23 protein-coding genes and 1 pseudogene are annotated in these 25,994 nt (G+C 69.2%); 13 read left to right on the top strand and 11 right to left on the bottom strand.

Features of this window, described 5'->3' with window-relative positions:
* Window positions 1–53 precede the first annotated feature (53 nt).
* Window positions 54–746 carry an endonuclease/exonuclease/phosphatase family protein gene (locus AC2DFQ_RS09135; RefSeq protein ID WP_484510424.1) on the top strand — a complete coding sequence of 231 codons (693 nt, stop codon included), beginning with the start codon at window positions 54–56 and terminating at the stop codon, window positions 744–746.
* Window positions 747–758: 12 nt separating this feature from the next.
* Here AC2DFQ_RS09135 and AC2DFQ_RS09140 read toward each other — a convergent pair whose 3' ends face one another.
* Genes AC2DFQ_RS09140 through AC2DFQ_RS09155 form a run of 4 tightly spaced genes read right to left on the bottom strand, consistent with a single transcriptional unit; the run spans window position 759 to window position 5,929 of the window.
* A complete protein-coding gene (locus AC2DFQ_RS09140; protein WP_484510425.1) occupies window positions 759–1,289 on the bottom strand; it encodes a cell wall protein in 531 nt (176 codons plus the stop codon).
* Window positions 1,290–1,339: 50 nt separating this feature from the next.
* Window positions 1,340–3,121 (bottom strand): DUF4012 domain-containing protein, encoded by a 1,782-nt coding sequence (locus AC2DFQ_RS09145; protein WP_484533661.1) that lies wholly within the window; start codon window positions 3,119–3,121, stop codon window positions 1,340–1,342.
* A gap of 19 nt (window positions 3,122–3,140) precedes the next feature.
* On the bottom strand, window positions 3,141–4,268 hold the full coding sequence (locus tag AC2DFQ_RS09150; protein ID WP_484533662.1) for a diguanylate cyclase domain-containing protein: 1,128 nt from the start codon (window positions 4,266–4,268) through the stop codon (window positions 3,141–3,143).
* The gene (locus tag AC2DFQ_RS09155) at window positions 4,265–5,929 is read right to left on the bottom strand and encodes a sensor histidine kinase (protein ID WP_484533663.1); all 1,665 of its coding nucleotides are present in this window, start codon (window positions 5,927–5,929) and stop codon (window positions 4,265–4,267) included. The genes AC2DFQ_RS09150 and AC2DFQ_RS09155 overlap by 4 nt, the downstream gene beginning before the upstream one ends.
* Window positions 5,930–6,189: 260 nt before the next feature.
* Here AC2DFQ_RS09155 and AC2DFQ_RS09160 point away from each other — a divergent pair.
* Window positions 6,190–6,888 (top strand): annotated as a pseudogene (locus AC2DFQ_RS09160) (glycosyltransferase); the annotation flags it as partial.
* 328 nt (window positions 6,889–7,216) lie between these two features.
* Here AC2DFQ_RS09160 and AC2DFQ_RS09165 read toward each other — a convergent pair.
* Window positions 7,217–8,128, bottom strand: coding sequence for a response regulator transcription factor (locus tag AC2DFQ_RS09165; RefSeq protein WP_484510430.1), 912 nt, complete (start codon window positions 8,126–8,128; stop codon window positions 7,217–7,219).
* 370 nt (window positions 8,129–8,498) lie between these two features.
* Between AC2DFQ_RS09165 and AC2DFQ_RS09170 the strand changes: the two genes are divergently transcribed.
* From AC2DFQ_RS09170 to AC2DFQ_RS09185, 4 genes are all read left to right on the top strand, one after another.
* Window positions 8,499–8,864, top strand: coding sequence for a DUF7882 family protein (locus tag AC2DFQ_RS09170; RefSeq protein WP_484533664.1), 366 nt, complete (start codon window positions 8,499–8,501; stop codon window positions 8,862–8,864).
* Window positions 8,865–9,058: 194 nt separating this feature from the next.
* Window positions 9,059–9,208: a hypothetical protein gene (locus tag AC2DFQ_RS09175; protein WP_484533665.1), complete on the top strand. Its 150-nt coding sequence runs from the start codon at window positions 9,059–9,061 to the stop codon at window positions 9,206–9,208.
* A gap of 239 nt (window positions 9,209–9,447) precedes the next feature.
* Window positions 9,448–10,179, top strand: coding sequence for an SGNH/GDSL hydrolase family protein (locus tag AC2DFQ_RS09180; RefSeq protein WP_484533666.1), 732 nt, complete (start codon window positions 9,448–9,450; stop codon window positions 10,177–10,179).
* A 37-nt stretch (window positions 10,180–10,216) separates the two neighbouring features.
* Window positions 10,217–10,594 carry a DoxX family protein gene (locus tag AC2DFQ_RS09185; protein WP_484510434.1) on the top strand — a complete coding sequence of 126 codons (378 nt, stop codon included), beginning with the start codon at window positions 10,217–10,219 and terminating at the stop codon, window positions 10,592–10,594.
* Here AC2DFQ_RS09185 and AC2DFQ_RS09190 read toward each other — a convergent pair.
* Together AC2DFQ_RS09190 and AC2DFQ_RS09195 are read right to left on the bottom strand one after the other, a co-directional pair.
* Window positions 10,591–11,382, bottom strand: a complete 792-nt coding sequence (locus tag AC2DFQ_RS09190) for an endo alpha-1,4 polygalactosaminidase (protein WP_484533667.1) — start codon at window positions 11,380–11,382, stop codon at window positions 10,591–10,593. The genes AC2DFQ_RS09185 and AC2DFQ_RS09190 overlap by 4 nt on opposite strands.
* A gap of 14 nt (window positions 11,383–11,396) precedes the next feature.
* Window positions 11,397–12,395, bottom strand: a complete 999-nt coding sequence (locus tag AC2DFQ_RS09195; protein WP_484533668.1) for a TerC/Alx family metal homeostasis membrane protein — start codon at window positions 12,393–12,395, stop codon at window positions 11,397–11,399.
* Between the two features lie 271 nt (window positions 12,396–12,666).
* On the opposite strand from AC2DFQ_RS09195, the gene AC2DFQ_RS09200 reads away from it, so the two are divergent.
* Complete coding sequence (locus AC2DFQ_RS09200) at window positions 12,667–12,813, top strand: hypothetical protein (protein ID WP_484510437.1); 147 nt, start codon at window positions 12,667–12,669, stop codon at window positions 12,811–12,813.
* Window positions 12,814–12,856: 43 nt separating this feature from the next.
* Here AC2DFQ_RS09200 and AC2DFQ_RS09205 read toward each other — a convergent pair whose 3' ends face one another.
* The gene (locus AC2DFQ_RS09205; RefSeq protein WP_484533669.1) at window positions 12,857–13,840 is read right to left on the bottom strand and encodes an LLM class F420-dependent oxidoreductase; all 984 of its coding nucleotides are present in this window, start codon (window positions 13,838–13,840) and stop codon (window positions 12,857–12,859) included.
* 72 nt (window positions 13,841–13,912) lie between these two features.
* Between AC2DFQ_RS09205 and AC2DFQ_RS09210 the strand changes: the two genes are divergently transcribed.
* Window positions 13,913–14,911, top strand: coding sequence for a magnesium and cobalt transport protein CorA (locus AC2DFQ_RS09210; protein ID WP_484533670.1), 999 nt, complete (start codon window positions 13,913–13,915; stop codon window positions 14,909–14,911).
* Window positions 14,912–14,926: 15 nt separating this feature from the next.
* Here AC2DFQ_RS09210 and AC2DFQ_RS09215 read toward each other — a convergent pair whose 3' ends face one another.
* Entirely contained in the window at window positions 14,927–15,859 is a 933-nt protein-coding gene (locus AC2DFQ_RS09215; protein ID WP_484533671.1) for an aldo/keto reductase, read from the bottom strand.
* 47 nt (window positions 15,860–15,906) lie between these two features.
* On the opposite strand from AC2DFQ_RS09215, the gene AC2DFQ_RS09220 reads away from it, so the two are divergent.
* The 3 genes from AC2DFQ_RS09220 to AC2DFQ_RS09230 all read left to right on the top strand — a co-directional run bounded on the left by AC2DFQ_RS09220 (window position 15,907) and on the right by AC2DFQ_RS09230 (window position 19,495).
* Window positions 15,907–16,446, top strand: a complete 540-nt coding sequence (locus AC2DFQ_RS09220; RefSeq protein ID WP_484510441.1) for a YbhB/YbcL family Raf kinase inhibitor-like protein — start codon at window positions 15,907–15,909, stop codon at window positions 16,444–16,446.
* Between the two features lie 14 nt (window positions 16,447–16,460).
* Window positions 16,461–17,294, top strand: coding sequence for a TIGR03620 family F420-dependent LLM class oxidoreductase (locus AC2DFQ_RS09225; protein WP_484533672.1), 834 nt, complete (start codon window positions 16,461–16,463; stop codon window positions 17,292–17,294).
* 389 nt (window positions 17,295–17,683) lie between these two features.
* Window positions 17,684–19,495 carry a sigma-70 family RNA polymerase sigma factor gene (locus AC2DFQ_RS09230; RefSeq protein WP_484533673.1) on the top strand — a complete coding sequence of 604 codons (1,812 nt, stop codon included), beginning with the start codon at window positions 17,684–17,686 and terminating at the stop codon, window positions 19,493–19,495.
* 398 nt (window positions 19,496–19,893) lie between these two features.
* On the opposite strand, the gene AC2DFQ_RS09235 is transcribed toward AC2DFQ_RS09230, so the two are convergent.
* Both AC2DFQ_RS09235 and AC2DFQ_RS09240 read right to left on the bottom strand, forming a co-directional pair.
* On the bottom strand, window positions 19,894–21,336 hold the full coding sequence (locus AC2DFQ_RS09235) for an HNH endonuclease (RefSeq protein WP_484533674.1): 1,443 nt from the start codon (window positions 21,334–21,336) through the stop codon (window positions 19,894–19,896).
* Between the two features lie 259 nt (window positions 21,337–21,595).
* Window positions 21,596–22,906, bottom strand: a complete 1,311-nt coding sequence (locus AC2DFQ_RS09240) for a UDP-glucose dehydrogenase family protein (protein ID WP_484533675.1) — start codon at window positions 22,904–22,906, stop codon at window positions 21,596–21,598.
* Between the two features lie 318 nt (window positions 22,907–23,224).
* Between AC2DFQ_RS09240 and AC2DFQ_RS09245 the strand changes: the two genes are divergently transcribed.
* Both AC2DFQ_RS09245 and AC2DFQ_RS09250 read left to right on the top strand, forming a co-directional pair.
* Window positions 23,225–24,385 (top strand): acyltransferase family protein, encoded by a 1,161-nt coding sequence (locus tag AC2DFQ_RS09245; RefSeq protein ID WP_484533676.1) that lies wholly within the window; start codon window positions 23,225–23,227, stop codon window positions 24,383–24,385.
* 401 nt (window positions 24,386–24,786) lie between these two features.
* A protein-coding gene (locus tag AC2DFQ_RS09250; RefSeq protein ID WP_484533677.1) for an IS3 family transposase occupies window positions 24,787–25,955 on the top strand; the annotation gives its coding sequence in 2 pieces (ribosomal slippage) (window positions 24,787–25,071 and window positions 25,074–25,955; 1,167 coding nt in all).
* The last annotated feature ends 39 nt before the right edge of the window (window positions 25,956–25,994 follow it).

Consider the following 25,994-nt stretch of genomic DNA (forward strand, 5'->3'; position numbering starts at 1 on the left):
GTCGCTGTCAATACTCCGCTCCGACGGGTGCGGTGTGCCAGGGTGGAACAGCCATGAGAGTCATCTCGTACAACCTGCGCAAGCATCGCGCCGCCGGCGAATTGGCCACGCTCGTCGAACGCCACGGTGCGGACGTCCTGTGTCTGCAGGAATGCGACACGCGGGAGATGCCCGAGGAGATCTCCGGGCTGCGCCTGGCCGAGGCCACGCAGCGCAACCGGCTCGGTCTGGCGGTGTACTACCGCGCGAACACGTTCCGCGCCGTGGATGTCCGCGCCATGGCGCTGAAGAAGTCGCTGCACGACTACGTGCTGAAGCCGGCCGAGGAGCGCCTACTCGGGGTGCGCCTGCACGACATCGACCACGGGCGGGACATCATCGTCGCGTCGTTCCACGCGGCGCCGCTCACGGCGCTCAACTCACTGCGCAGGCACCAGATCCGAACGGCCCTGGCCGAGCTGCAGAAGCTCGGGGAGGGGCTGCCGGCGCTCATGGTGGGCGACTACAACTACCCGATCTTCAAGGAGAATCTGGGGCAGCAGGTGCGGGCGCAGGGGTATGAGCTGACCCTCAGCGACGCGCGCACCTACACCCGCTACCGGTTCTTCCGCGGCCACTACGACTTCGCGACGTCGTACCTGTTCGACATCCAGCACGTGAGCACACTGCCGCAGGGGTCGAGCGACCACCTCCCGATCCTGGTCACGGCCGAGCTGTCCGCCGCGCGCGCGGCGGACGTCGCCTGACCGGGCGGGTCCTCACGCCGCGTCGCGGCGCCGTCGTACCACCGCGGTCGACACGGCCACAGCGCCGCCGGCCAGCACCAGTGCGCCACCGCCGACCCAGATGCCGAGGTACGGACCGAAGTCCGCTCCGGTGGCACTGAGCCCGTTGACGGTCACAGTGACGGTGTCGCCGGGCGACGAAGAGGTGAAGACGGCGATCGTGTACGCACCGCGCGCATCGGCGGGGAAGGTCAGGCGCACGGGGTCCAGTCCGCCCCGCTCGGTGGTCGTGGCATCGCGGAACGTCGCCGTGGACACCGCCGCGCGCACCATGCCGAAGGTCACGTCCGCGCCGTTCTCGCCGGTGACCGTGATGGTGGCCGCCTCGTTCGCGCCGAAGGTTCCGTCCGCCACCGTGAGCGTCACCGTGCCGCCCGGCTCGACGACGGCACTGGAGATGCTCGCCGCATCCTGGGCGGGGTACGCGGCGGCGGCAGCCGGAACGGCGAACACGGCGCCGGCCGCGAGGGCAGCGATCACGGCGGCACGGGGGAGGGACTTCATCATCGAACCGCTTCCGGGAACTGGTGGACCTCTGCGGGGGCGAGCTCAGTCTAGCCGCGCGACGCGGGGCACGCCGCGGACATCTCGGCGGATTCGATGGGCCCGATCGTCGGTGTGACCAGGGCTTCCAGCGCCGGCGTCGTCGCCGGCATGCGGACCCGCACCGTGGCGGTGGCCTCCTCGCCCGGTTGGAGCCTCGTTCCCCACGACAGGACGCGGAGACCGTCATGGATGCCGCCCCCGAACCCGGGGTCGGGCTCCGCGGCGGTCGGGGTCGCCACGGCCGCGACGATCTCCGCCCCATCCGGCAGGTACAGGTACGCCACCGTGTCGGTGAGGCCCGGCGGCGTACCGAAGGCGCCGCCACCGGTGATGTAGGCCGGGAGCGCTGCGGCATCGGCCGGGGCGTCGCTGCGCAGCCGCACCGTCAACTCCGCCTCCGCGGTCCCTTCGGTGTCGGTGCACCAGCCGGTCGCGGCCGCCGCGGTCATGTAATAGTCCATCTTCGAGCCGGTGCCGTCGCTGAGGTAGACGCCGAAGCGGGTCGTCTCCGCGTCCGACACCGGCAGCCGGCCCTGCAGGCTCGTGCCGTCGAGCACGGCCTGATCGGCCGCATCCGCGCTCCACAGGTAGAGGCGCCGTTCCTCGCCCGCCCGCGCGAGCGCAGCGACCAGCTTGGCGGGATCGACCGCCCCCGACGACAGCGTTCCGAACACGGCCGCCGTCGCGGCGGCGAAGAACGCGTCCTGATCGGCGGGCCGCTCATACCTCTGGTACACCTCGTTGAGCAGCAGGGGAACGGCCGTCTCGGCGGAGAGCACGTCGCCGGTGGGAAGCGTGACCGGGCCCGTCGCCTCCAGGAGGTACGACAGTGTCACGGGGTCCACGGCGATCACCCCGTTCACCTCGGTGCCGAATTCGCGTTTCCACATCTCGCGGGCGAGCGGCGCGCCGACGGTGAAGTCGGGCACCTGCGTGACGTTCTGCACGAACACGGCCGGCCGCTCGTCGTAGACGGCTTCGACGTCGGGAGCAAGCGGAAGCACGGGCTCGGGGTACCGCTGGAAGTCGCGGGTGGAGCCCTGCGCGCTCAGCGACATGACGCCGTCCTCGGTGTGCATCACCGCCATCGCGCCGGCGATGCCGCCCAGTGGTCGCCACTCGGCGTTGTTCTGGAACAGCACCAGGTAGTCCCGTGGTCCGTTCGCGCCCAGCATCGCCGGCATCAGCGCCGTCGCCCGCCGCAGCGCGTCGGCCCCGGTCGTGACATCCGCGAACAGGGTCTGCACGTCACCCACCGCCGTACGCAGGGGCGGGAGGAGCGCCTCGGAGGGGATGGCGGCGACCTCGGCGGATGCTTCGGCGAGGCGGGCGGCGCTGCGGGTGGCCGGCTCGTTCAGCGCGGCCAGAGTGGCAACGTCGAATCGGCCGTTCTGCGGACGCAGCGAATCGACCGAGAACGACGTCGCGACCTCCGCCAGCGGCGCGATCGCGTCGGTGGCGACGTCGTCGGCGGCGTGCGTGATCGTGGAGATCGCGCTGAGCTGCGGGCCGATCCACGGCAGCCCCTCGGCCAGCGCCCAGATCGGGTCGCTCGTGAGGGCGCGTGCCGCGGAGGTGTCGTCGGAGAGGCGCTCGATCACCCCGGCGGCCTGGGCGGGGTCGGACAGGGCCGCCTGGGCATCGGCGGCCGAGGCGCGAGCATCGTCGAGGTGCCCGTAGGCGAGAGCTCCGCGCGCGCCGATCCACACCGCGCCGAGCACGAGAACCGCGAGGATCGCGGCCAGGGTCCACGCGACGACGCGGCCCGCGATGCGACGAGGCGTGCTCACGGGGTACTCAGTCACCCGATCACGCGCCGATCCGCTGCCACCGGTCGCCGCCGCGTTCGCCGGCCTCGTCGCACGCGCGCTGCGCCGCGGACAGGAGCGACGCGAAGTCGTAGCCGACGATATCGGCCGGCGCCCAGCCGACGCTCGCGGACAGTTGCACCGAGATCGGCTGCGCCGCATCCATCTCGGTGATCTCCCGCAGGAGCGTGCGGACATGCTCGCGCAGCACCGGCCCCGGCCGGGCGATGAGGACGACCATGTGCCCGCGCCCCTCGCGGCCGATGTCGGCTTCGGCGGGGAAACTGCGGCGGACCGTGCTCTCGAAGCGCTCGAGGATGCCGCTGAAGGAGGAGTCGCCCGCCGCCGCGCGGATCTCCTCGGGGTCGTCGAGGCGTACGGCCAGGAGAGCCCACGAGGTCTCGCCCGCCGCGTGCGCGCGCTCGAGACGGTCGGTGGCGGTGACGGTGAACTGCGGCCAGGATGCGGCGGTGTGCACCCCGGTCGCGGAGACCGAGGTGAAGAAGAGGAGCGTCACCGTGCCGCACACGAGGTAGATGAGCATGCCGAGCGAGTTGAGGGTGCGCAGGAAAGTGAGGTCGTCGCCGCCGCCGAAGAGGAACAGCCCCGCGAGGAGGACGAATGTGCCGAGGACGAGGAAGGCCGCCGATGCCAGCGCGAGGGGCAGCACCAAGCGGTCGTACCGGTCGGCGGATCGGCGGATCTCCAGCAGCGTCAGGCCGGCGAACACGGCTGCCCCGAAGAACAGGGCGCGGAAGATCAGGCTGTAGACGTCGGTGTACCCGCCCAGGACCAGCCCCACGCCCGAGACCATTGACTGCACGACCGCGATCCAGGGCAGCGCCCGCGCGCGGCGCCGCGCCCGGAACCCCGACCAGATGAGAGCGGGCGCACCGAGCATGAGCCCGAGGCCCAGTCGTCGCACCGGCTCGTTGCCCAGTGCCTCTCCTGCCACGCTCACCCAGGTGCTCACCATCGCCAGGATGAACGCGAGAGACCACAGCAGCGATGCGCGCGACGGACGCTGGATGAAGCCGAGTCCGATGATCATCACCGTGCCGAGAGCGGCGACGGTGGCCTGTGCGATTCCGAGGTCGGCGACGGAGATCGACCCCATGGGCCCGGTCATGCGTCGACACCGGCGGGCAGGCTGATGGTGACGGTGGTTCCCGTGCCCTGCTCGCTCTCGACGTGAACCGTGCCGCGGTGCTCCTGGATGATCGTCTGCACGATGCCCATGCCGAGCCCGGTGCCGGGGGTCGGGCTCTCCCGCGCGGCGCGCGCACGGAAGTAGGGGTCGAAGATGCGGGGGACGTCTTCGGGGGCGATGCCGATCCCGGTGTCGGCGAAGTCGACGACCACGTGACCGTCGCGCTGTGCGGCGGCGATGCGCACAGACCCGCCCCCGGGGGTGTACTTGATGGCGTTGCTGAGGACGTTGTCGATCGCCTGACGCAGGCGGAACGCATCCCCCCGCACGGGCAGCGAGCTGGGGGCGTCGATGGTCACCTGCACGCGCCGCCCGTCGGCGGCCGGCCGGAAGGATTCCAGCGACGCGTCGAGGATGCGGCGGGCGTCGGCGGAGGAATCCGCCTTGTTCTCGCGTGCGTCGGCGCGCGACCCCGCGAGGATCTCGGAGATCAGCGTCTGCATGCGAACCGCGGCGTTCTCGATGACCTGCAGCTGCTCGCGCGTCTTGGGCGGAAGCCCCACGCCGTCCAGGGCGAGTTCGGCGTGACCCATGATCGCCGTCAGCGGGTTGCGCAGCTCATGGGAGACGACCGCGGCCAGCCGCTCGCGGGCGCGCTCGGCCTCGATGAGGGCGGTGATGTCGTGCACGATGAGGAGAATGCTGTCGGGCTCGTCGGTGGACGGCGTGAGACGCCGCGTCGAGGCGGACAGCGCGTGCCATTCGCCCTCGGTGTCGAACAGCCAGACCCGCTCGTCCTCGAAGAGCTCGCCGCGCGCCGCACGCGCGAAGGGGCGTTCGGACTCAGGGAGGGGGTCGCCGCGGAGCGCGGCGTACTCCACCGATCCGCCCGGCCGTTTCGGGTCGTCGCGATCGACGGCGTACAGCGACAAGTAGGTCTCGTTCAGCGCGAGCACCTCCCCGCCGCGGGAGAGGCGCGCGATGCCGGTGTCGAGCCCGTTGAGCATCTGGGAGACCCGCCGCTCCTGCCCGCTCACCCGTGACAGGGTGCCCTGCAGCCGGGCCGCCTGGCGCCGGAGCAGGTGCTTGAACGCGCGACTCTGCCGGGCGGCGAGATACGTGGTGAGGCCGATGAAGGTGAGGGCCAGGAGCACCACCATGAGCCGCACGATGGTGTCCGAACCCGGGCCGGTGAGGGCCGCGTCCAGGATGATGACGATGGCCACGATGACCAGCGCCGTGACCAGGGCCGCCAGGGTGAAGTGCGTGGCGATCCACGTGATGGGGAACACCCAGAAGAACCCGAACCGCAGTTCGCTGTCGAAGGCGAGGAAGCTCACACCGACCAGGTCGCCGAAGGGCACGAGGAGAACGAGACTGCGTGGCACCCGCGCCCACGGGACGATGAGCGCCGTTGCCGTCAGCGCGATGATGACGGCAACGCCCGTGGAGAAGGTCCATACCGCGAACAGCCCGGGCTCCATCGCCTGGACGACGAGGACGGTGACCACGACGCTCGCCGCGAGGACGAGCTGCAGCAGCCAGATCGACCGGGTGCGGCTCTCGGGCGAGTCGCTTTCGTCTTCGAGGACGAGGTCTTCGGCAGGCGACGTCGCCGGGAGGGCGTTCGCGGCTGCCATAGGTGAAGTCTAGTGACCGGAATGCGCCGATCTATCCGAACGGGACCGCGAATCGACGCGTCGCGCGGGGAACCGGTTCGGGGCGCTGGCGGAGGAACCATGACGGAAACCGACGCGGTCCCGGCCCGACATTCGATTCGGACTTTCTTGCGGAAACGTTGCGGCGGCACTGGTTGGACGTGGGGCGTTCCTCGCGGCGGGTCGACGAATGTGGTCAGTGCCGGCCCCGCAGCCGGCGCCGCCACACAGGAAGCAGAACCGTGAACGAACCGCGCAACGCACTCGCCCCCGCGGCGGATGCACGTCGTTCCGCGCAGGTCGACCGGTCGACCATCGGCTGCATCATCCCCGCGTACAACGAGGAGGAGTCCATCGCCGCGGTGCTCCTGGCGATGCTGAGCCAGAGCCGGGTGCCCGACGTCATCCACGTGGTGGTCAACAACACCTCCGACGAGACGGTCACCGTCGCCTCGCCGTACAGCGGCCCGCACCTGATGCTGACCGACGCGGGCGAGCAGTTCACCGAGGTCTTCATCCACGACATCGGGACGAACCCCGACAAGCGGGTCGGTGCTCTCAACTACGGCTACTCGCTCGTCGAGGGCTATGACTATCTGCTCGGCGTCGACGGCGACACCATCGCCGACCCGAAGGCCGTCGAGTACCTCGAGTGCGAGGCCGTCTCCGACTCCCGCATCGGCGGCATCTCGGCCATCTCGGTCGAGCGCGGGCCGGTCACGGGCGCCATGGCGTGGTTCGCCACTCTGCTGCACGGCCGCACCATGGCGGTTCTGGGCGGCCCGTTCTCCATCCTCGCGATGAACGCCCTGCGCGACGTCATGAAGCAGAACCGCCGGCGCTCGCCGTGGGTGCGTGGTCGCGAGGACGCGGACTCGCTGCTGTCGCTGCAGGTCAACCGGGCCGGCTACCACACCAAGATCAGCCCGTCTGCCCGCGCGAGGCGCTTCCTGTCACGCACGAACACCGGCACGCGCCGGGTCGCGCTGCAGAGCCTCCTCGGGAGTGGAAAGTTCATCCGTCGCTCACACGGATACAGGATCTGATGCGACCCGAACGCATCAGAAACAGGGATGCTCCGATCCTGGGGAGGGTCGGAGCATCCGGAAGAAACCTCTGCTGTTTGGGGCAGGAGAGGCTGGGGAAGGCCATGGGGGTGGCCTAGGGGGAACGTCGGGGAGGGAGAGTGCACGGGGAGGCCGGAAGTCGTCCTCCGGAGTGCACCTCCCTCCCGACGCGCATCCCGTGGGGGAGGGGTGCGCGACGCGGTTACGGCGCGAGGTGCTCGGAGGTGAGGCGATAGCCCACGCCGCGCACGGTTTCGATGTACCGGGGGGTCGTGGGGTTGTCGCCGAGCTTGCGGCGGAGGTTGGTCATGTGCGCCTCGATCGCCCGCTTGTCGGCGTCGCCGACGAAGTAGCTGGTGACGTAGGACTCGCCGCGCAGGACCAGGGTGAGGTCGGCCTTGCTGCGCACGCGTCGCTTCGATTCCAGCAGCGTTGCCAGCAGGTCGAACTCGGTGCGGGTGAGGTCCAGCTCTTCCCCGCCGAGCAGCACGATGCGGCTGTCGGGGTCGAGCTGCAGGTCGCGGTGGATGAGCCAGCTGGCATCGACCGGCACGAGTTCGCCGGTCATGGTCACAGCCAGCTCCACGCCCAGCGCCGCCGTCTCCGGCTGGGCGTCGGGCGGGACGGGGAAGATCATCGGCTGCGTCGCCGGCGGGCGGTCCTCCTGGACGGCCGGCGCGGACAGCGGGGTGGGGGCGGGCTCTCCCGGCCCGGCGACCGCCGGGGCGCCGCCGCGGGGCCGGCGCAGGAGCGCCTCGATGCGCGCACGCAGTTCGCGGGGGCGGAAGGGCTTCACGACGTATTCGTCGGCACCTGCACCGAGGCCGAGGACGACGTCGGCTTCATCCTCGAGTCCGGTCAGCATGATGATGTAGGTATCGGACTGGGCGCGGATGCGGCGGGCCGCTTCGAAGCCGTCGATACCCGGCATGTTGACGTCGAGCGTGGTGACGAGGGGCTGATATGCGATGACGGCGCGCACGCCGTCGATGCCGTTGCCGACGGACACCGTGGAGAAACCGGCGGACTCGAGAACTTCAACGAGAAGATGCCGGATATCCGGATCGTCCTCGACGATCACGGCGGTCTTCTGCGCGTCCGCGGAGTCGCTCATCCTTGTGTCCGCCTCATTCGATCCACCCCTGGGTCGTGCGCAATCCTCGCATACTTCGGCGCGCCGACGATACGCGTGAATACAGGCGCGCCGGAGCGGATGTCAACGCGCCTGTCGAATGGACTGGACGGCCACCTCAGGCCGCTCCGACACGTAAGAAAAGCCCCCGGCGGCGGACCGAAGTCGACGCCGTCAGGGGCCTCAGCGGCCGGTGCCGGGCCGCCTGTTGAAGTGTACGCGCTCTGTCCCCCATATGGGGGACAGAATTCCGGGGCTTGCGCGCGCCTTCATTCACTTGCTGAATAGCTAGTCTGCCTAGTAACGTGTCGAGCGACAGACCAATCGCTTTGCAGCGAGAGAGGACGACGCCATGGGGTACCTGTTCTACGGCAACGCCGCCCAGCCCATTGAGATCCCCGACCGACTGCTGGCGCACATCAAGGTGGTGACGGCGACGAAGCTGCGCCGGAGCGAGAGTTTCACCTTGTCATGGCGCCACCCCGACGACATCCCGGGAGGTCGGTCGACGATCTGGCTCCAGCCGTCGATCCCGCTGCGCTTCGTGTTCACCTCGGCCGAGCCGGAGACACTCAACCCCGCCTTCCTGAAGGACCTCGCCAACGCGGCGAATTCGTCGGGCGGGCTCACGGTCGACTTCGCGACCCCGGTTCCGGCTAACGACGAGGCCCCCGCTCAGGCCACTCGCGTTCCGGTCGGCGCACGCGCCGCCGCCTGATCTCCGCCCGGCGCTGACGCGCCGGTTACGTCGAAGGGCTCTTCGGAGTTCCCACGGGAACCCGAAGAGCCCTTTGCCGTGTCGCTGGACGAGGCGGCTAGCTTCGACCCCCCTGCGTGTCAACCCCGTCGCGTGCGTCGGCGCCGGTGCCGATGGTGGGGTGCTGGGGGGAGAACCAGAAAACGGAGCACCTCATGTATTACTCGAAAGAGCCGTGGCGCCGGCCGATCGAGATCCCGCATTTACCGCCGTTGGCGTGCGGGGGACGAGCGACCGTCGCGCAGTCGACCGTCAAGGAGGAGGACAAGACCCCGCCGCCGCCGAACCGTTCGGTCCTCGCCTGACCAGAGGCGGGCGGCGGTCGCCGAGCGGGGGGGATGCCGGTCGACGACCACGCGCCCTTCCCGTCGGAGCGTGGCACCTGCTCCACGACGGGAACCTGGGGGCCCATCGTTGTCGCTGAAGCAACGATGTGACGATTGTGTCCGTCTCCGATGTGTCTGTCGGGGGGTTGACGAGACGGGCGTCGCGAGTTTCAATACCGCGCGCCACTTGCCCACGAGACCGGGGTAGGGTCGCCGGAGTGACGACGCCCGAGGATTCTCCACGCAGGATGCGGCTCGTGTGGCCGTTGCTCGGCGTGGTCGTCGCCGCCGTGGCCGTCGTCGTCGTGCTGATGCTGGCTCTTGCTCAGGGGGGCGTCCAGTCTGCGGGCGTATCGACGCCACCGGCCACCGGGAACTCTGCGGGCCCGGCCACGCCGACCACGCCAGCGCCGGACCCGGCCGTACGGATGGCCGTCGTGGGTGACTCGATCAGCCACGGCGACAGCGCGGATTTCCCCGGCGGTGCGCTCGGAGACTTCTCGTGGGTGCGCTGGGCGGTGGACGAGCGGCTCGCCTTCGCCGGCGGGTGGGCGGTGCCCGGCGCCGTGACCGAGACGATGGCCGAGAACGTGCGGCCGTATGAGGCGGACGTCCTGGTGATCCTCGCCGGTACGAACGACCTCGCCTTCGGCATTCCGCCCCGCGAGACCGCGGAGAACCTTGCACGCATAGCCGCGACGGCCGGAGTGCCCCGAGTGGTGCTCGTCGGCATTCCGCCCAACGACGTCGTTGCCGAGGCGGTGACCGGGTACAACGCCGCGCTGCGGCGCCTCGCCGATGAACGCGGGTGGGAGTTCGCCGATGCGACGTCGCCTCTGCGCACCGAGCGCAACACGTACCGCGAGGGCATGTCGTGGGACGGTGTACACCCGACCGTCGACGGCGCGCGCCTCCTCGGGGAGGGGATCCGCGCGCATGTACTGGGCTGACCGCGACCGTTCCGGGCAGAGTGACGAAGGAGACGAGATGCGCACATTCGCTCGATGGCTGCTGGGCGGCACCATGCTGCTCGCCGGACTCAGCCACCTGTTCTGGGCTCGCCGCGACTTCCAGGCGCAGGTGCCGGACTGGGCGGTGGAGGCAGGTCCCCTCGACAAGGACGCCGTGGTGGTGGCCTCGGGCGTCGTGGAGATGGCGTTCGGGGCGGCACTGATCGCCCTGCCGCGCGAGCGTCGGCGGGTCGGCGCGGCGCTCGCCGCCTTCTTCGTCGCGGTCTTCCCCGGGAACATCGACCAGTGGCGCAAGGGCCGGTCGGCGTTCGGCCTCGACACCGACCGCAAGCGTCTGGTGCGGCTCTTCTTCCAGCCCGCGCTCGTCGCGTGGGCGTGGTGGTCCACGCGCTAACAGCGTTCGAAGACGTACCCCGCCTCGGAGGGGGCGGACAGGGCGCGATCGCGCAGGACGAGGGAGTCCGGCACCGCCGGATCGGCGCACACCTCGGCGAACGGGAGGGGGAGGGCGTCGGTGTACTCGATGTCGAGCACGTGCGGCCCGTACGCGTCGGTGTAGGCCCCGCACTCGTCGAACACCGCGCACTCCTCGGTGATGGCGAAGTCGAAGCCCGCCTGCCGCGAGAACCTTCCCGCGAACTCGGCGGCGTTCTTCTGCGCGGCGGCGAGGCCCACGCGATGGGCGACGTCGACGAGCTCGGTGGCGAGGGCGACGTTGTCGTCGGCCGTCAACGCGCCGCCGGACCGGGTGAAGGTGTCGAGGTTGTCGAATTCGACCGCGTCGAACCCGGCGTCGGCGCATCCTCGGATCCATCCGGTCACGGTGGCGGCGATCGCGGATCGGCGCTCCGCCGTGGAGGTGTCGAGGAGGATCTCATCCGGCCAGTCGGGGTCGATGACCGGTTCGCCGTCGCGGACGAGCAGGGTGTCGCGCGGCCACGCGTCCTCCTCACCGGGCTGGGTCTGGAAGCCGTTGACGTAACAGATCGAATAGGCCTCCTCGACCGGCGGCGCAGACCGATCCCGCACGACCACCTCGACGCCGTCGGGCGGGGGATAGGCGCCGCCCAGCTGGTAGTCGAATGCGGCGCCGGCGGGAGGGAGGACGGGCCGCTCCTCGTCGGATGCGGCGCATCCGGCCAGCAGCGCCGCTGCGCACCCGAAAAGCACGAGGAGCGGCAAGCGGCGCCCCCCGGTCACCGTGTCGTCGACGAGCTGGAGTCTTCCCGCTCCTTGAGCGTCCGGGTGCGCAGCAGGCTCGCCACCGTCGCCACGGTGACCGTCACCGCGATGAACGTCAGCGAGAACCAGATCGGGATCTCCGGCGCCCACGCGACGGCCTCGCCCCCGTTGACGAACGGGAGTTCGTTCTCGTGCAGAGCGTGGAAGACGAGTCTCACGCCGATGAAGGCGAGGATCACCGCGAGGCCCTGAGCGAGGTACACGAGCCGCTGGAGCAGCCCGCCGATGAGGAAGAAGAGCTGGCGGAGCCCCATGAGCGCGAACGCGTTGGCGACGAAGACGATGTACGCCTGCTCGGTGAGGCCGTACACGGCGGGGATGGAGTCGACCGCGAAGATCAGGTCGACGAAGCCGATCGCGATGATGGTCAGCAGCAGTGGGGTGGCGTACCGGCGGCCGTCTCTCTTCAGTGTCAGGCGCGCGCCGTCGTACTCCTCGGTGACCGGGAGATGGCGGCGGACGAACCGCATGCCGCGGCCATCGGTGGGATTGCTGTCATGGTGCACGAACGCCTGACGGTAGGCCAGAACCAGCAGCAGCGCCCCGAAGAGGTAGAAGATCCACGAGAAATTCTCGATGAGGGTCGCCCCGATCGCGATGAAGGCGCCGCGCAGGATGAGCGCGATCACGATGCCGACCATCAGCACTTTCTGCTGGTAGATCCTCGGCACCGCGAACCCGGTCATCACGATGAGGAACACGAAGAGGTTGTCGATCGACAGCGCCTTCTCGGTGAGGTAACCGGCGTAGTACTCCCCGCCGTACTGCCAGCCCCACACCGTGCCGACGACGATGCCGAACAGCAGCGCGAGTCCGATGTAGAACGCCGACCACCGCGCGGATTCGCCGATGCTGGGCGCATGGGCCCTGCGGACGTGAGCGAAGAACTCGTAGATGAAGAACGCGATCGTGACGGCGATCGTGATCACCCAGACGAGGAAAGAAACATGCATCGGGACTCCAAGGAGTGGTCGGCGTTAATGACGCCAAGGTCTCCTCCACCCGGAAAACCGGGCCGACGGGCCGGGACGCTACGTAGAGTCCGTATTGACGATTCCGCCGCGACGGGAGTACTCCCCTTGCTGCAACGACCATAGCCCATTCCCCGACGGCGAGGGCGGTGGATGTGGAAGCCCCTGCCGCGAAAGGATCAGCGGCCGTCGGTCTTCGAACTGGCGGCAACATGTAACCACCGCGACACCGCCGTGGAGTACCGTCTGACCCATGGCTAGCCGCAAGGGAAAATCGCGCTCGCGAGTGCACATCCGTTCGCCCTATCGCCAGCCCATCTGGCTCATCGTCGGGGTGTGCATCATCGCGCTCGGCACGATCGTGCTGGTCGTCGCCGCGTTCCTCACCTTCGGCCGCTGACTGCCCGGCCTTCGGGCCGAACGGTCAGTGGCGCGGGTGGAGATCACAGGGCGCGGAGCTTCTCCAGAAGCGGCTCGGCGACCTCGGAGACGAAGCGGTCCTGCTCCTCGTCGCCCACCTGGATGATCGCGATGTCGGTGAACCCGGCGTCGACGTAGGGGCGGACGCTCTCGGCGAGTTCGTCGAGGTCGGGCCCGGTCGCGATGGATTCGGCGACGTCTTCCGGCCGCACGAACTGGGAGGCGGCGGCAAAGCCCGCCGGGGTCGGCAGGTCGGCGTTGACGGCCCAGCCTCCGCCGAACCACCGGAACTGCTCGTGCGCGCGCTCGATGGCCTTCTCCCGGTCGGGGTCCCAGCTGATCGGGATCTGCCCGATCTTGCGCGACTCGCCCGACTCGGAGCCTCCCAGCGGAGACACCGCGTTCCACTTCTCGACCAGTTCGGCGTCGGGTTCGACGGCGATCATGTGCTCGGCGAGGTCGACGAAGCTGTCGATCGACTTGTCGCCGGAGACGGCCACCCCGATCGGCACGCCCCCGTCGGGGCAGTCCCAAATGCGTGCGGAGTCGACGCGGAAGTAGTTGCCGTCGTAGGTCACGAGGTCTCCGCTGTGCAGCTCGCGGATGATCTCGAGGGCTTCCACCAGCATGTCCTGGCGCACCGAGACCGCGGGCCAGCCTTCGCCCACGACGTGCTCGTTGAGGTTCTCGCCCGAGCCGACCCCGAGGGTGAACCGGCCCTCCGACAACAGCTGCAGGGTCGCGGCCTTCTGCGCCACGACGGCGGGGTGGTACCGGATGGTGGGGCAGGTCACGTAGGTCATGAGGCCGATGTCGCTGGTGGCGTAGGCGACCGCGCCCAGGACGCTCCAGGCGTAGGCCGAGTGACCCTGCGACGTGAGCCACGGCGAGTAGTGGTCGCTGGACACCAGGAAGTCGAAGCCGGCCTCCTCGGCCTTCACGGCGTAGTCCACGAGCTGACGGGGGCCGCTCTGCTCGGTCATGAGGGTGTATCCGAATCGCGTCATGAGTGCACGTTACGAAGAACCGCCCGCCGTCTGCAGGGGCTTGACGGCGTCGCGAGGGGCCAGACTTGTGGGATGCCCATCATTGACAACGCCGTGTACGTCGACGGCCGTCGCATCGAGAACCCGGTGAGCCTCGAGCAGACCTTCGAGCACATGCGCGCGAACCACGGGATGGCCTGGATCGGTCTGTTCCGCCCCACCCGCGAGGAGATCGAGAAGGTCGCCGCCGAGTTCTCGCTGCATCCGCTCGCCGTCGAAGACGCGCTCTCGGGGCATCAGCGGGCGAAGCTCGAGCGCTACGGCGAGATCCTCTTCACCGTGCTGCGCCCGGCCCGCTACATCGACGAGACCGAGACGATCGAGTTCGGTGAACTGCACGTGTTCGTGGGGCCCGACTTCGTCGTGACCGTGCGCCACGCCGAAGTGCCCGACCTCGCGCGGGTGCGGCGCCGCCTGGAGAGCCAGCACGAGCTGCTGAAAGCGGGGCCGGAGGCGGTGCTCTACGCGATCCTGGACGAGGTGGTCGACGAGTACGCGCCGGTGACCGCAGGCCTCCTCAACGACGTCGACGAGATCGAAGACCAGCTCTTCTCCAACAGCAGTTCTGCCCTCTCGCGCCGCATCTACGAGCTCTCCCGCGAGGTCATCCTCTTCCAGCGCGCCACCGAGCCCCTCAAGGAGATGCTCGAGTCGCTCCTGCGCGGTGCGGAGAAGTACGGCGTCGACCTGGAACTGCAGCGGTCGTTGCGCGACGTGCTGGACCACGCGCTGCGGACCACCGACAAGCTCGGGTCGCTGCGGGCGATCCTGCAGAACGCCCTGACGGTGAACGCGACGCTCGAGTCGCAGCGCCAGACAGAGACGGCGCTCACCCAGAACGAGCAGGTGAAGAAGATCTCGGGGTGGGCGGCGATCCTCTTCGGACCGACCCTGGTGGGCACCGTCTACGGCATGAACTTCACCCACATGCCCGAACTGGACTGGGTGTGGGGGTATCCCATGGCCCTTGGACTCATGGCGGCGACCTCCGTGACGCTGTGGAAAGTGTTCCGCAAGCGCCACTGGCTCTGAGCCGGCGCTCGCCGCCTACGGGATGCGGTAGCCCGCGGCGCGGGTGAGGGCGTACCACTCCGGCCGGGTGAGCGGCAGATCCGATCCGAGCGCGGCTCCCGCCACGCGCTCGGGCGTGGTGGTGCCGAGGACGACCTGGATGCCGGCGGGGTGGCGCGTGATCCAGGCCGTGGCGATCGCGATCGGCGGGACGTCGTACTTCGCGGCGAGTTCGTCGATCACGGCGTTCAGGTCGACGTAGTCGGGGGATCCCAGAAAGACGCCCTCGAAGAATCCGGCCTGGAACGGCGACCACGCCTGGACGGTGATGCGGTTGAGGCGGCAGTAGTCGAGGATGCCGCCGGCGTCGCGCGTGACCGACTGGTCGATGTCCATGTTCGCGGCCAGCCCCTGCGTTACGGTCGGCGCGTGCGCGATCGACAGCTGCAGCTGGTTCGCGACGATCGGCTGCTGCACCGCCGAGCGCAGCAGGTCGATCTGCCGCGGCGTGTGGTTGGAGACGCCGAAGGCGCGCACCTTGCCGGCGGCCTCGAGCTCGTCGAACGCGCGCGCGACCTCCTCCGGCTCCACCAGGGCGTCGGGCCGGTGCAGCAGCAGGATGTCGATGTAGTCGGTGCGCAGCGCCTGCAGCGACCCTTCCACCGAGCGCACGAGGTGCTCGTAGGAGAAGTCGAAGTACGGCCCGTCCTTGACGATGCCGGCCTTGGTCTGGATGGTGATCTCGCCGCGCTCGGCCGGCGACAGCTGCAGCGCCTCGGCGAAGCGCCGCTCGCACTGGTGGGTGTCGGTGCCGTAGATGTCGGCGTGGTCGAAGAAGTCGATGCCGGCGTCGCGGGCCGTGGACACGAGCGTCCGGATCTCGTCGTCGGTCTTGTCGGCGATGCGCATCATGCCGGCCACGACGTTGGGTGCGCGCAGGTCGCCTGGGCCGAGGGGAACGGTTCTCATTGCCCCACGCTATCGCCGCCGCGCCCGCGGGTCACTAGGTTCGGGGTATGACCGATCTGACGCGTCCGCAGACTCCCGATCCGTATCCGCTCCTTCCCGCGGTGCCGTCGTTCTCGCTGACGAGCGACGACGTCGTGGACGGTCAGCCGCTGGATCTCGCGCAGGTCGCGGGCTCTTCCACAGGCTCAGGGACCGGTGTCTCGCCGCACCTGCGGTGGTCGGGAGCGCCGGAGGGCACGAAGTCGTTCGTCGTGACGTGCTTCGATCCGGACGCGCCGACTCCGAGCGGCTTCTGGCACTGGGTGCTCGTCGACCTCCCCGCATCCGTCACCGAGCTGCCCGCCGGCGCTGCCTCCGCGCCGCTTCCCGGTGGCGCCTTCCACGTGCGCAACGACGGGGGCGACGCCGGGTTCGCCGGTGCCGCGCCGCCGGAGGGCGACCAGGTGCACCGCTACTTCTTCGTCGTGCACGCCGTCGGGTCGGAGACGCTCGGCGTCACCCCCGACGTCACCCCGGCGGTCGTGTCGTTCACCCTCGTCTTCCAGACGCTCGGGCGCGCGATCATCCACGGCACCTACCAGCACTGAAGAAACGAGCGGACATGACCTGGACCGAACGACTCGGCGCCCTGGGCGTCTGGATGCGGGGGAGCGACCTCGAGCCGTCGCTGGCCCTCGACCTGGAACGCCGCGGCTACGGCACGCTCTGGCTGGGCAGCTCGCCTCCCGCCGACCTGCGGCACGCAGAGGAGCTGCTGGATGCCACGGAGTCGGTGGTCGTTGCCACCGGCATCGTGAACATCTGGAAGTCGGATGCGGGAGACCTCGCCGACGCATACCACCGCATCGTGGCGAAGCATCCCGGCCGTCTGCTGTTGGGGGTCGGGACGGGGCACCCCGAGGCGACGCCGCATCGGGCCCGCCCGTTGCAGGCGATGTCGGACTACCTCGACGTGCTCGATGAGCGCGGCGTGCCGATCGATGATCGCGTGATCTCGGCGCTGGGCCCCCGGATGCTGCAGATTGCTGCCGCCCGGAGCGGGGGGACGCACCCCTACCTGACGGTGCCGAGTCAGTCGCGCGACGCACGGGAGGCGCTCGGCGACGGCAAGCTCGTGGCGCCGGAGCAGACGGTGGTGCTCGACACCGACGTCGAGGGCGCGCGGCGTTCGGCACGCGCGTTCCTGCGGAACTATCTGCGGCTGGTGAACTACACCGGCAACATGCTCCGCGCCGGTTTCACCGAGGCCGACATCGCCGGCGAGGGAAGCGACGAGCTCGTCGACCGCATCGTCGTCCACGGAGCCGCCGATGACCTGGTGGCCGCGGTGCGGGCGCACCTGGATGCCGGCGCCGACCACGTGTGCGTGCAGGTGCAGCCTGCCTCGGATGCGCCGCGGGCCCTGCCGGAGATCGCTGCCGCGTTCGCGTCGTAGCCGCGCCGGTTCCACGCTGCCGAAGGGCGCGGAACATGCCGGGGCCTGGACTCCCTCCGGCAGGGAGTCCAGGCCCCGTCATCGACGTTCCGTCACTTGCGTGACCCCCAGATTTGGAACGTCGCAGTTCCCCAGCTCCCACCCCCAGGCGGGAGCCCCGCATTCCGCCCCAGACGGAGGCGCAGGTGTCCCGTGTGATGAGACGGAGACGGCGCCCTTCTATTACGCGATTCGAAGGAAATCCTCCGGGGAATGCGACCCACCTGTCGGTGCGGCACAATTGGGAGCGCTGCGTGCCGGCGACCGGGGGTCGCTGTGCGGGCGCCGCGACATCTCGCATGTTCGGGGGAGCATGCTCAGGGGGAGAAATGACGCAGGATCATGCCGCCATGGGGGCTGCTCGCGATGCGCCGTCGGACGCGGATCTCATCGACCGTTCCCGGACCGGGGACACCGGTGCGTTCGCGGAGCTGTGGAGCCGGCACTACGTCTCCGGCCTGGCCGTCGCCCGGTCGATCACGTCGACCTTCGACGCCGACGATCTCGTGCAGGAGGCGTTCTCCCGCATCTTCCAGTCGGTGCAGCGCGGAGGCGGACCGACCGGGTCGTTTCGCGCGTACCTGTTCACCAGCATCCGCAACACCGCTGTCGACTGGGGGCGTTCGCGCCTGGACACGGCGACGGATGACGTCGAGGAGGTGGCCGACCCGGACGCGGCGAGCCACGTCACCGATGAGGCGCTCGATCGCGCCCTCACGCACGAGGCGTTCCGGAGCCTGCCCCCGCGCTGGCAGGAGGTGCTCTGGTACACCGAGATCGAGGGGATGAAGCCGGGCGAAGTGGCGCCCCTTCTCGGGATGAAGGCGTCGGCCGTGGCGCAGCTGGCCTTCCGCGCGCGGGAGGGTCTGCGCGAGGCGTGGATCCAGGCGCACCTGCAGGACGTGCGCGACGACGCCGAGTGCCAGTGGGCCGGCGAGCGCCTCGGTGCCTACACGCGTGGAAACCTCGGCGCGCGTGACCTCGGCCGCATGAAGAAGCACCTGGCTGGATGCGACCGCTGCTCGGGGGCTGCCTCCGAGGCCACGGAGGTCTCCCGGCGTCTGGCGCTCGTGCTGCTGCCGCTCATCGTGGGGTCGGGCGCCACCGTCGCCACGCTCGCCGCGCTCCGCGCGGGAGCCGGCTCGGCGGTCGCGGCTGCGGCGATGCCCTCGATGGTGGTGGGTGCGTCCGCGGCATCCGCCTCTGTCGGTGCGAGCGGTGCGCCGGTGGTCGTCAGCGGCGCCGCATCCGCCGCGGCAAGTGGCGCGGCCGCGACTGCCGGCGCGACGGGCGGCGCGCTCGCCGGTGTCGGGACGTCGGTGGCCCTGCTGGCGGCGGGGGTCGCTGTGGTCGCCGGGGTGTCGCTGACGGTGGCGCAGAGCATGTCACGGCCGCCGGCGGATCCGCTCGTCGCCGTCTCCGAGGCGGAGTCGGCGCGGGATGCGGCCGCATCGCCGTCGCCTCGCCCCGTTCCGGCGTCGTCGACGCCCCCTCCCGGGTCGCTGTTCGCTCAGCCCTCACCGACCGGTGGGCCGACTCCCGCCTCTTCTGCGCGACCCACGCCGGCGGACACGCTGCCGCGGAACGGTCCGCCGCCGGCCGCGGACCCCGTGCCGAGCGGTGAGCCTGCGCCGAGCCAACCCCCGGCTCCCGAACCTGCGCCGGTACCTGCGCCTGTGCCCGCACCTGCGCCGGCGGCGGAACCTGAGCCGAGCCCCGAGCCGGCGCCCGTGCCGGACCCGAGCCCCGAGGCGGCGCCAGAACCTCAGCCGAGTCCTGAGCCGCTGCCGCTGCCGGAGCCGGCTCCCGATCCGGCGCCCGAGCCCACGCCGGCTCCCGACCCCGCTCCGGCGCCGGAGCCGGGGCCGGTTCTGCCGGAGGGTGCTCCGTCGATCTCGAGCACCGACACCACGTTCGTCGATGGCGTGCGCGTGGAGGTGCGGATCTCGGTCTCCGGCCAGCCGGGCGCGACGGTGCAGGTCCTGTTCGATGACGTGGTGCAGCGGAGCACGACGCTGGATGAATCCGGCGTCGGGTGGGTGGCGGTGCGTCCGAGCCTGGAGGAGATCGCCCGCGATGTGTCGGTCGGGCTCCGCTACGTCGTGGATGCGCAGACGGGCGAGCTGGCGAGCACCCGCCTGAGCCACCTCGTCGGGCTGTAAGTCCGCGCCCGCGGGTGGGCGGGGGTGTTGCGAGGCGGCCGGGAACTCGCGGAGCGTCAGAACGGTGGTGGCTCTCCCCTCCGTGACCCACACCGCGTCGACGCGGTCGCGTCACCCTCCGGGCGAGCGCCTTCGAGATTTCGCCGATGTCGTCATCGACGACGGCGTCCCGCGGGAGGTGCCGCCGTTGACCTCGGAGATGGCGTCGTCGGGGGAGGGGTCTCGAACCTGGCCGGTATCTGCGCCGTGCAGATGCTCACCGAGGGCATCGCGCGGACGCTGATGGAGGCGGGGGAGGCGCCTCCGGTCTACCGCTCGGTCAAAGTTTGCGACGGGGATGGCGCAACGCGCGGGGCATCGCCGCGTTCGGGGAAGCGGGTGTGGTGGGCCGGTGGTGCTTAGAACGGTGGCGGATCGCCGTCGGGGACGAACATCACCCGGGGCGGGGGCTCGTCGGTGTAGAGGTTTCCGAGTGGGCTGGTGAACTCGAGCGTGCCGTTGTCGAGTTGCCGGACGGTCCAGTCGGTTTCGCTCTTGAGCGTGTGATGTCGCGTGCAGAGGTGCGCGAGGTTGCCGACCGCCGTGGGACCGCCCTCGTGGTGCTCGTGGTTGTGGTCGAGTTGGCAGCGGTGCGCGGGCTGGCGGCATCCGAAGCCCCGGCAGTGCTGGTCGCGGGCGCGGAGAAACCGTTGCTGGTCGGCACCCGCGGTGTAGCGATCAACTTCGAGGACCGTGCCGGTGATCGGGTCGCACATGACCCGATCCCACCCGGGAGCGTCTCCGGCGAGGCGCCGGGCCGTGTCGGGGTCGATGGGGATCTGGCCGTGGAGGCTCGCTCCCGCGTCGGTCTTGCCGGCGAGGGTGAGGACCGGCACGACCACCTGCACGTGCGCGCGGATCGCGCCGAGGCCGCCCGGGCTCCGATCGCCGATCGGGTCGATGGCTGGGGCGCCGGTGAGCAGCATGTCTGCCACCAGGTCGGCTGAGATCTGCGGGCTGGTGCGTCGGTCGTCGACCTGCGGCTCCGCAGCATCCCCCGCGGAACTCGTGTCGGCGATGTCCGGCTCCGCAGCATCCATGGCGGTGCGCGTGTCGGCCTCCGGCTCCGCAGCATCCACGACGGCGTCCGTCTCGGCGGCGTCGCCCTTCTCCGCTGCCCGGCGTGCCCGCTCGGCGTTCGCCGCGTTGCGGATGATGCGCGCCTGCTGGCGGATGCGGTCTCGGATGCCGTAGGCGAGGGCGGCGGGGAGCCGCACCTGCAGGAGCGCCATCCCGTCGTCCAGGTCGACGATGCTCACACCCCGTGTCTCGCTCGCCTTCGCATGGCGTTCGGACATTCCGATGGGGTTGACCGCCTCGGCGAGTTCGCGGGCGAAGGCGCGAGTGCGCCCGGGGGTCTCGCGGGCCGCGCGGTCCAAGACGGTGTGCTCCCACGCCTCCCGCACGTCGTCGTTGTCGATGGATGCTCCGACCTCGAGGATCACGTCGGCGTGCCGCTTGGAGATCACGGCATCCTCGAGCGCGGTCACTGTCGCCGGAAACCGGGTGACGAGTTCGTGGGCGTCGTTGAGTTCCTTCTGCGCGGTCAGATCGTGCACGTGGGTGGCGAACGCGATCTCCGCCGAGACCGAGCGCATGGGCATCTCGCGCTCACGCGAGGCCCGTGAGGTCATCCGCGCGATCTGCTCCAGCGCGACCGCGGCGAGCTCCGCCTGATGGCGGATGAGAGCCGCCTGCGCCCTCGCCAGCGCCGCCTTCTGCTCCAGCACACCGTGGAGACCCGCGCGCATCCGCGTGGCGTCATCCGGCGAGGTTTCCCCAGGCCCGGGGCTGGTTTCCATACTTCGAAACTACTCGGGGCCACCGACATTCCTTGGCTGGCTGACGGGCCCTGGGCGACCCTGTGGATAAGTGGTGGTTTCCACGATTGAGGGGCTCCCCATGCCGTTGCCGACACCGATGGCGGCGAGGTGTGACGGCGACCCCGCCCGACGGAGGGCCACCACTCCTCGGCTGGCTGCGGACGCTCGTCGTGGGACGGTGGGGCCCGAGCAGAGCGTGTGCAGCCCGGCACGCCGCGGTGTACCGCCCCCGGCTAGATCAGGGGCGCCCCATGCCGTAGTACGTCCACCCAGCCGCACGCCAGGCGGCTGAGTCGAGGCAGTTGCGTCCATCCACGACGACCTTGCCGTTTACGAGCGATCCGGCATGCTCGGGGGAGAGTTCCCGTCGGTATTCGTCCCACTCCGTGACGACGATCACGGCGTCCGCTCCGCGCAGCGCCTCGTCGCGGTCTTCGACGTAGTTGAGTTGGGGGTGGATGCGGCGCGCGTTCTCGATCGCCGCGGGGTCGGTGATCGTGACCCACGCCCCGAGCCCATGGAGACGTACGGCGACGTCAAGGGCGGGCGAGTCGCGGATGTCGTCGCTGTGCGGCTTAAAAGCGGCACCGAGGACAGTGACGTTCTTCTTGAAGGCTGAGCCGCCTAGGGCATTCACGACGAGGTCGACGGCGCGGTCGCGGCGGCGGAGGTTGATCGCGTCCACCTCACGGAGGAAGGCCACCGATTCTCCGCGGCCGAGCTCTTCGGCGCGAGCCGAGAACGCGCGGATATCTTTCGGCAGGCAACCGCCGCCGAACCCGATCCCGGCGCCGAGGAAGCGCCGACCGATACGCGCGTCGTGGCCGATCGCGTCGGCGAGGGTGGTGACGTCGGCGCCGGTGACCTCGGCGATCTCGGCCATCGCGTTGATGAAGGAGATCTTGGTGGCGAGGAACGCGTTGGCCGCCACTTTCACCAGTTCAGCCGTGGCGTAGTCGGTGACGATGAAGGGCGTGTTCTTCGCGATAGAGGGGTGGTAGACCGCTCGGAGGATCTCAGCCGCCCGTTCGCCCTCTTCCCCGGCCGGGACGCCCGCCACGAGACGATCAGGGTCGATGGTATCTTGAACGGCCCATCCCTCGCGCAGGAACTCTGGGTTCCACACCAGCGTCGCGCCCGTCGGGGTGACGCGTTCCGCGAGAGCGGCCGCCGTGCCCACAGGTACGGTGGACTTACCAGCGACGAGGTCGCCCGGGGAGAGATAGGGCAGCAGTCCATCGACCGCCGCGTTGACGTACGTCATGTCGGCGGCGTAACCGTTCCTGACTTGCGGCGTTCCCACTCCGACGAAGTGGACGCTGGCTCCCCGCGCCTCGGACATATCGGTCGTGAAACGCAGCCGCCCGGACTGGATCCCCTCTCCCAGAATCTCCTGCAGTCCCGGCTCGAAGAAGGGTGCCTCGCCCTTAGACAGCGCCGCGATCTTACCGGCATCGATGTCGATACCGATCACTTCGTGCCCGACCGAGGCCATGGACGCGGCGTGCACCGCGCCTAAATAGCCGCACCCGATGACTGATAGACGCATGGGACTCCCTCTTTATGGCGTGATCGCCTTCCGGGCTCTCCGTCGAGCATGTCTATTCATATCAACCCGGTGTGACCGGCGAGTGTTGACGGCGTGGGATGACGGCTGAAGCAGCTAGTTGATGCCGATGAATGTCGTGGGCAACCGTGCCCCGCCGGAACACGGCGGCCGCGGTCGATCTCTGTGTGCCGTTGCTTCCGGCAACCTGTTCGCTCCCCGCATCGCCCATCTCTTCCCACACGGGAATCGTCTCACCTTGGTAACACGGCGTTCGTTGGGCAGCGCTACTATCTTGGGGGAGACGGGCGGGGGCATGGTTTGAGTCGTGCGGCGCATAGAGGTCACATCGCTGGGCTCGATGGGGTGCGTGCGCTTGCGGTACTCCTCGTCATCGCGGCGCATGCTCACCTACCCTTTTTTCATGGCGGCGGCATTGGCGTTGATATTTTCTTCGGCTTAAGTGGGTTTCTTATCACCTACCTGCTGCTACAGGAGCACCGTCGGTTCGGCCGCATTGATATCAGTCGGTTTTGGCTTCGACGTGTGCTCCGGTTATTGCCCGCGCTGATCCTGGTGGTTGCTGCAGTAGACCTATTGGCCGTCGCGTCTCTCTTGCTGTCGCAGAGCGACACGCTCGTACAGTCCCTTGTCGCAACCCCGGGCGTATTGCTCTACTTCGGCAACTGGATGATCGTTCTCACGAATAGCCCCGCGCTGGGCTGGTTCGGTCCGATGTGGTCCCTGGCTGTGGAGGAGCAGTTCTATCTCGTGTGGCCCATCATCGTGATCTCGACGCTCCGCGCGCGCCGAGGACTTTACTGGCTGGCAGCGATCGCCTTGGTCACGGCTATTGCATCCGCGGCAACTCGCTTCCTCGTGTTCGACGGCACAAATATGTATCGGACGTTCGGGACCGACTTTCGCGTCGACATGCTTGTGTTCGGTGCCCTGCTCGCCATGGTCGTCTTCGCGGGTTACGAGAACCTGGTTGAGCGCGCGAGCCGGATGCTGATTATCCCCGCGGTATTGGGGGTGGTATCGGTCGTGATCGCGATGCCTGACTTCAACGCCAGTGAGGGGGCGATGTTTCAGAAATGGTATTACTGGGTCGGGCTGCCGCTCGTCGGTCTGTCAACGGCCACAGTTATCGGTTATCTGTTCACACGCCAGCAAAGCGGCTTGGCCCGCTTGCTCAGTTGGCGACCCATCGCATATACGGGTGAGATCTCGTACGGGCTGTACCTGTGGCATTATCCCGTGCTGATGGCGATCGCTACGGTGATCAAGGGCATAGACCCGTTGCTTTGGTTCGTGCTCGGCCTCGCCGGCACATACGCAGCCGCGGCTTTGAGCTTTAAGTTCGTCGAACGTCCGCTTACCGCGCGGTTCGCCTCGCGTCTGCGACCGGGACTAGGCGACACCGCAGCTGAGCCTGGCCGCACCCTGGCAGTCGAGTCACCGCACACCCCCCAGGCGTAGAGTCATCCACCACGACGTGAACCGCGGCTCCTCGCGCCGCTGTCGACCAGCGCGATATTCCCTAAACGCGCGGCGGTAAGGTGCGGGTTGCGCCCTCAGGCCGCCCGATACCGTGGCGCCATCGGCGTGATATCGCAACTGGTGCCGCCGCGATTGTCGAAGACACGTTGCGGTACCGGCTGAGCTGTCATCGAAGTCGATCGCTCACCGTCACTAGCCCTTCTATGCGTAGAAGGCTTCGACGTCGTCTATAGCCGTGCGCACCACGCCTCGTTCCGACCGTACCAATCGATCGTCGCGGCAAGGCCCGCCTCACAGTCACGGTGTCGGGGGGGAGGGCTGCACGGATAGGTGACATCTGATCTGGCTTGCCCGGGAGGGCGGCTTGGAAGGATGTTGCTGTGCCTAGTCCCTACCCGAGCGAGTTCCGTGACGACGTCGTGCGCGTCGCGAGGAACCGCGAGCCCGGAGTGACGATCGAGCAGATCGCGAAAGACTTCGGTATCCACCCGATGACGTTGCAGAAGTGGCTCCACCGCGCCAAGGTCGACGAAGGGACCGCGCCGGGCCCGTCCCGGGCGGAGTCCGCGGAAAACCGTGAGTTGCGTCAGCGGGTCCGGCTGCTGGAGCAGGAGAACGAGGTCCTGCGCCGGGCGGCGGCGTATCTGTCGCAGGCGAACCTGCCGGGAAAAGGCTCTACCCGCTCGTGAAGGAGCTCGCCGGCTCGGGGATTCCCGTGACGGTGACGTGCCGGGTGCTCAAGCTCTCTCGTCAGCCCTACTACCGGTGGCTTGCGGCTCCCGTCACGCCCAGCGAGGTGGTGGAGGCGTATCGCGCGAACGCGCTGTTCGACGCTCACAAGGACGACCCCGAGTTCGGCCATCGGCTGCTCGCTGACGAGGCGCGCGACGCCGGCGAGGCGATGGCGGATCGGACTGCGTGGCGGATCGCCGCGTCGAATGGGTGGTGGTCCGCGTTCGGGAAGAAGAAGGGCCGCGGGAGCGGGAAGAAGGCCGGTCCGCCCGTCCACGACGATCTCGTCGGCCGCAACTTCACGGCAGACGAGCCGAACCAGCTCTGGCTGACCGACATCACCGAGCACCGAACCGGAGAGGGCAAGCTCTACCTCTGCGCGGTCAAGGACGTCTTCTCAAACAAGATCGTGGGGTACTCGATCGACTCCCGGATGAAGTCGGTACTGGCCGTCCGGGCACTCGAGAACGCCGCTCTGATGCGCGGCAACGTCACCGGCTGCGTGGTTCACAGCGATCGAGGATCGCAATTTCGTAGCAGGAAGTTCCTCCGCGCGCTCAGCCGCCACCGAATGGTCGGATCGATGGGCCGGGTCGGCGCCGCCGGCGACAACGCCGCCATGGAGAGCTTCTTCGCACCGCTTCAGAAGAACGTCCTCAACCGCCGCACCTGGACCACCCGCGACGAACTGCGCATCGCGATCGTGACCTGGATCGAGCGGACCTACCACCGACGCAGACGCCAGCTCCGCCTCGGCCGTTTGACGCCCGTCGAGTTCGAAGTCATCATGAACACGCCAGCCGCACTGGCTGCGTGACAAACCGACCGTCACCTACTCGTGCAGCACTCCCTCTGG

The sequence above is a fragment of the Microbacterium sp. Z11_20 genome, assembly GCF_057197605.1.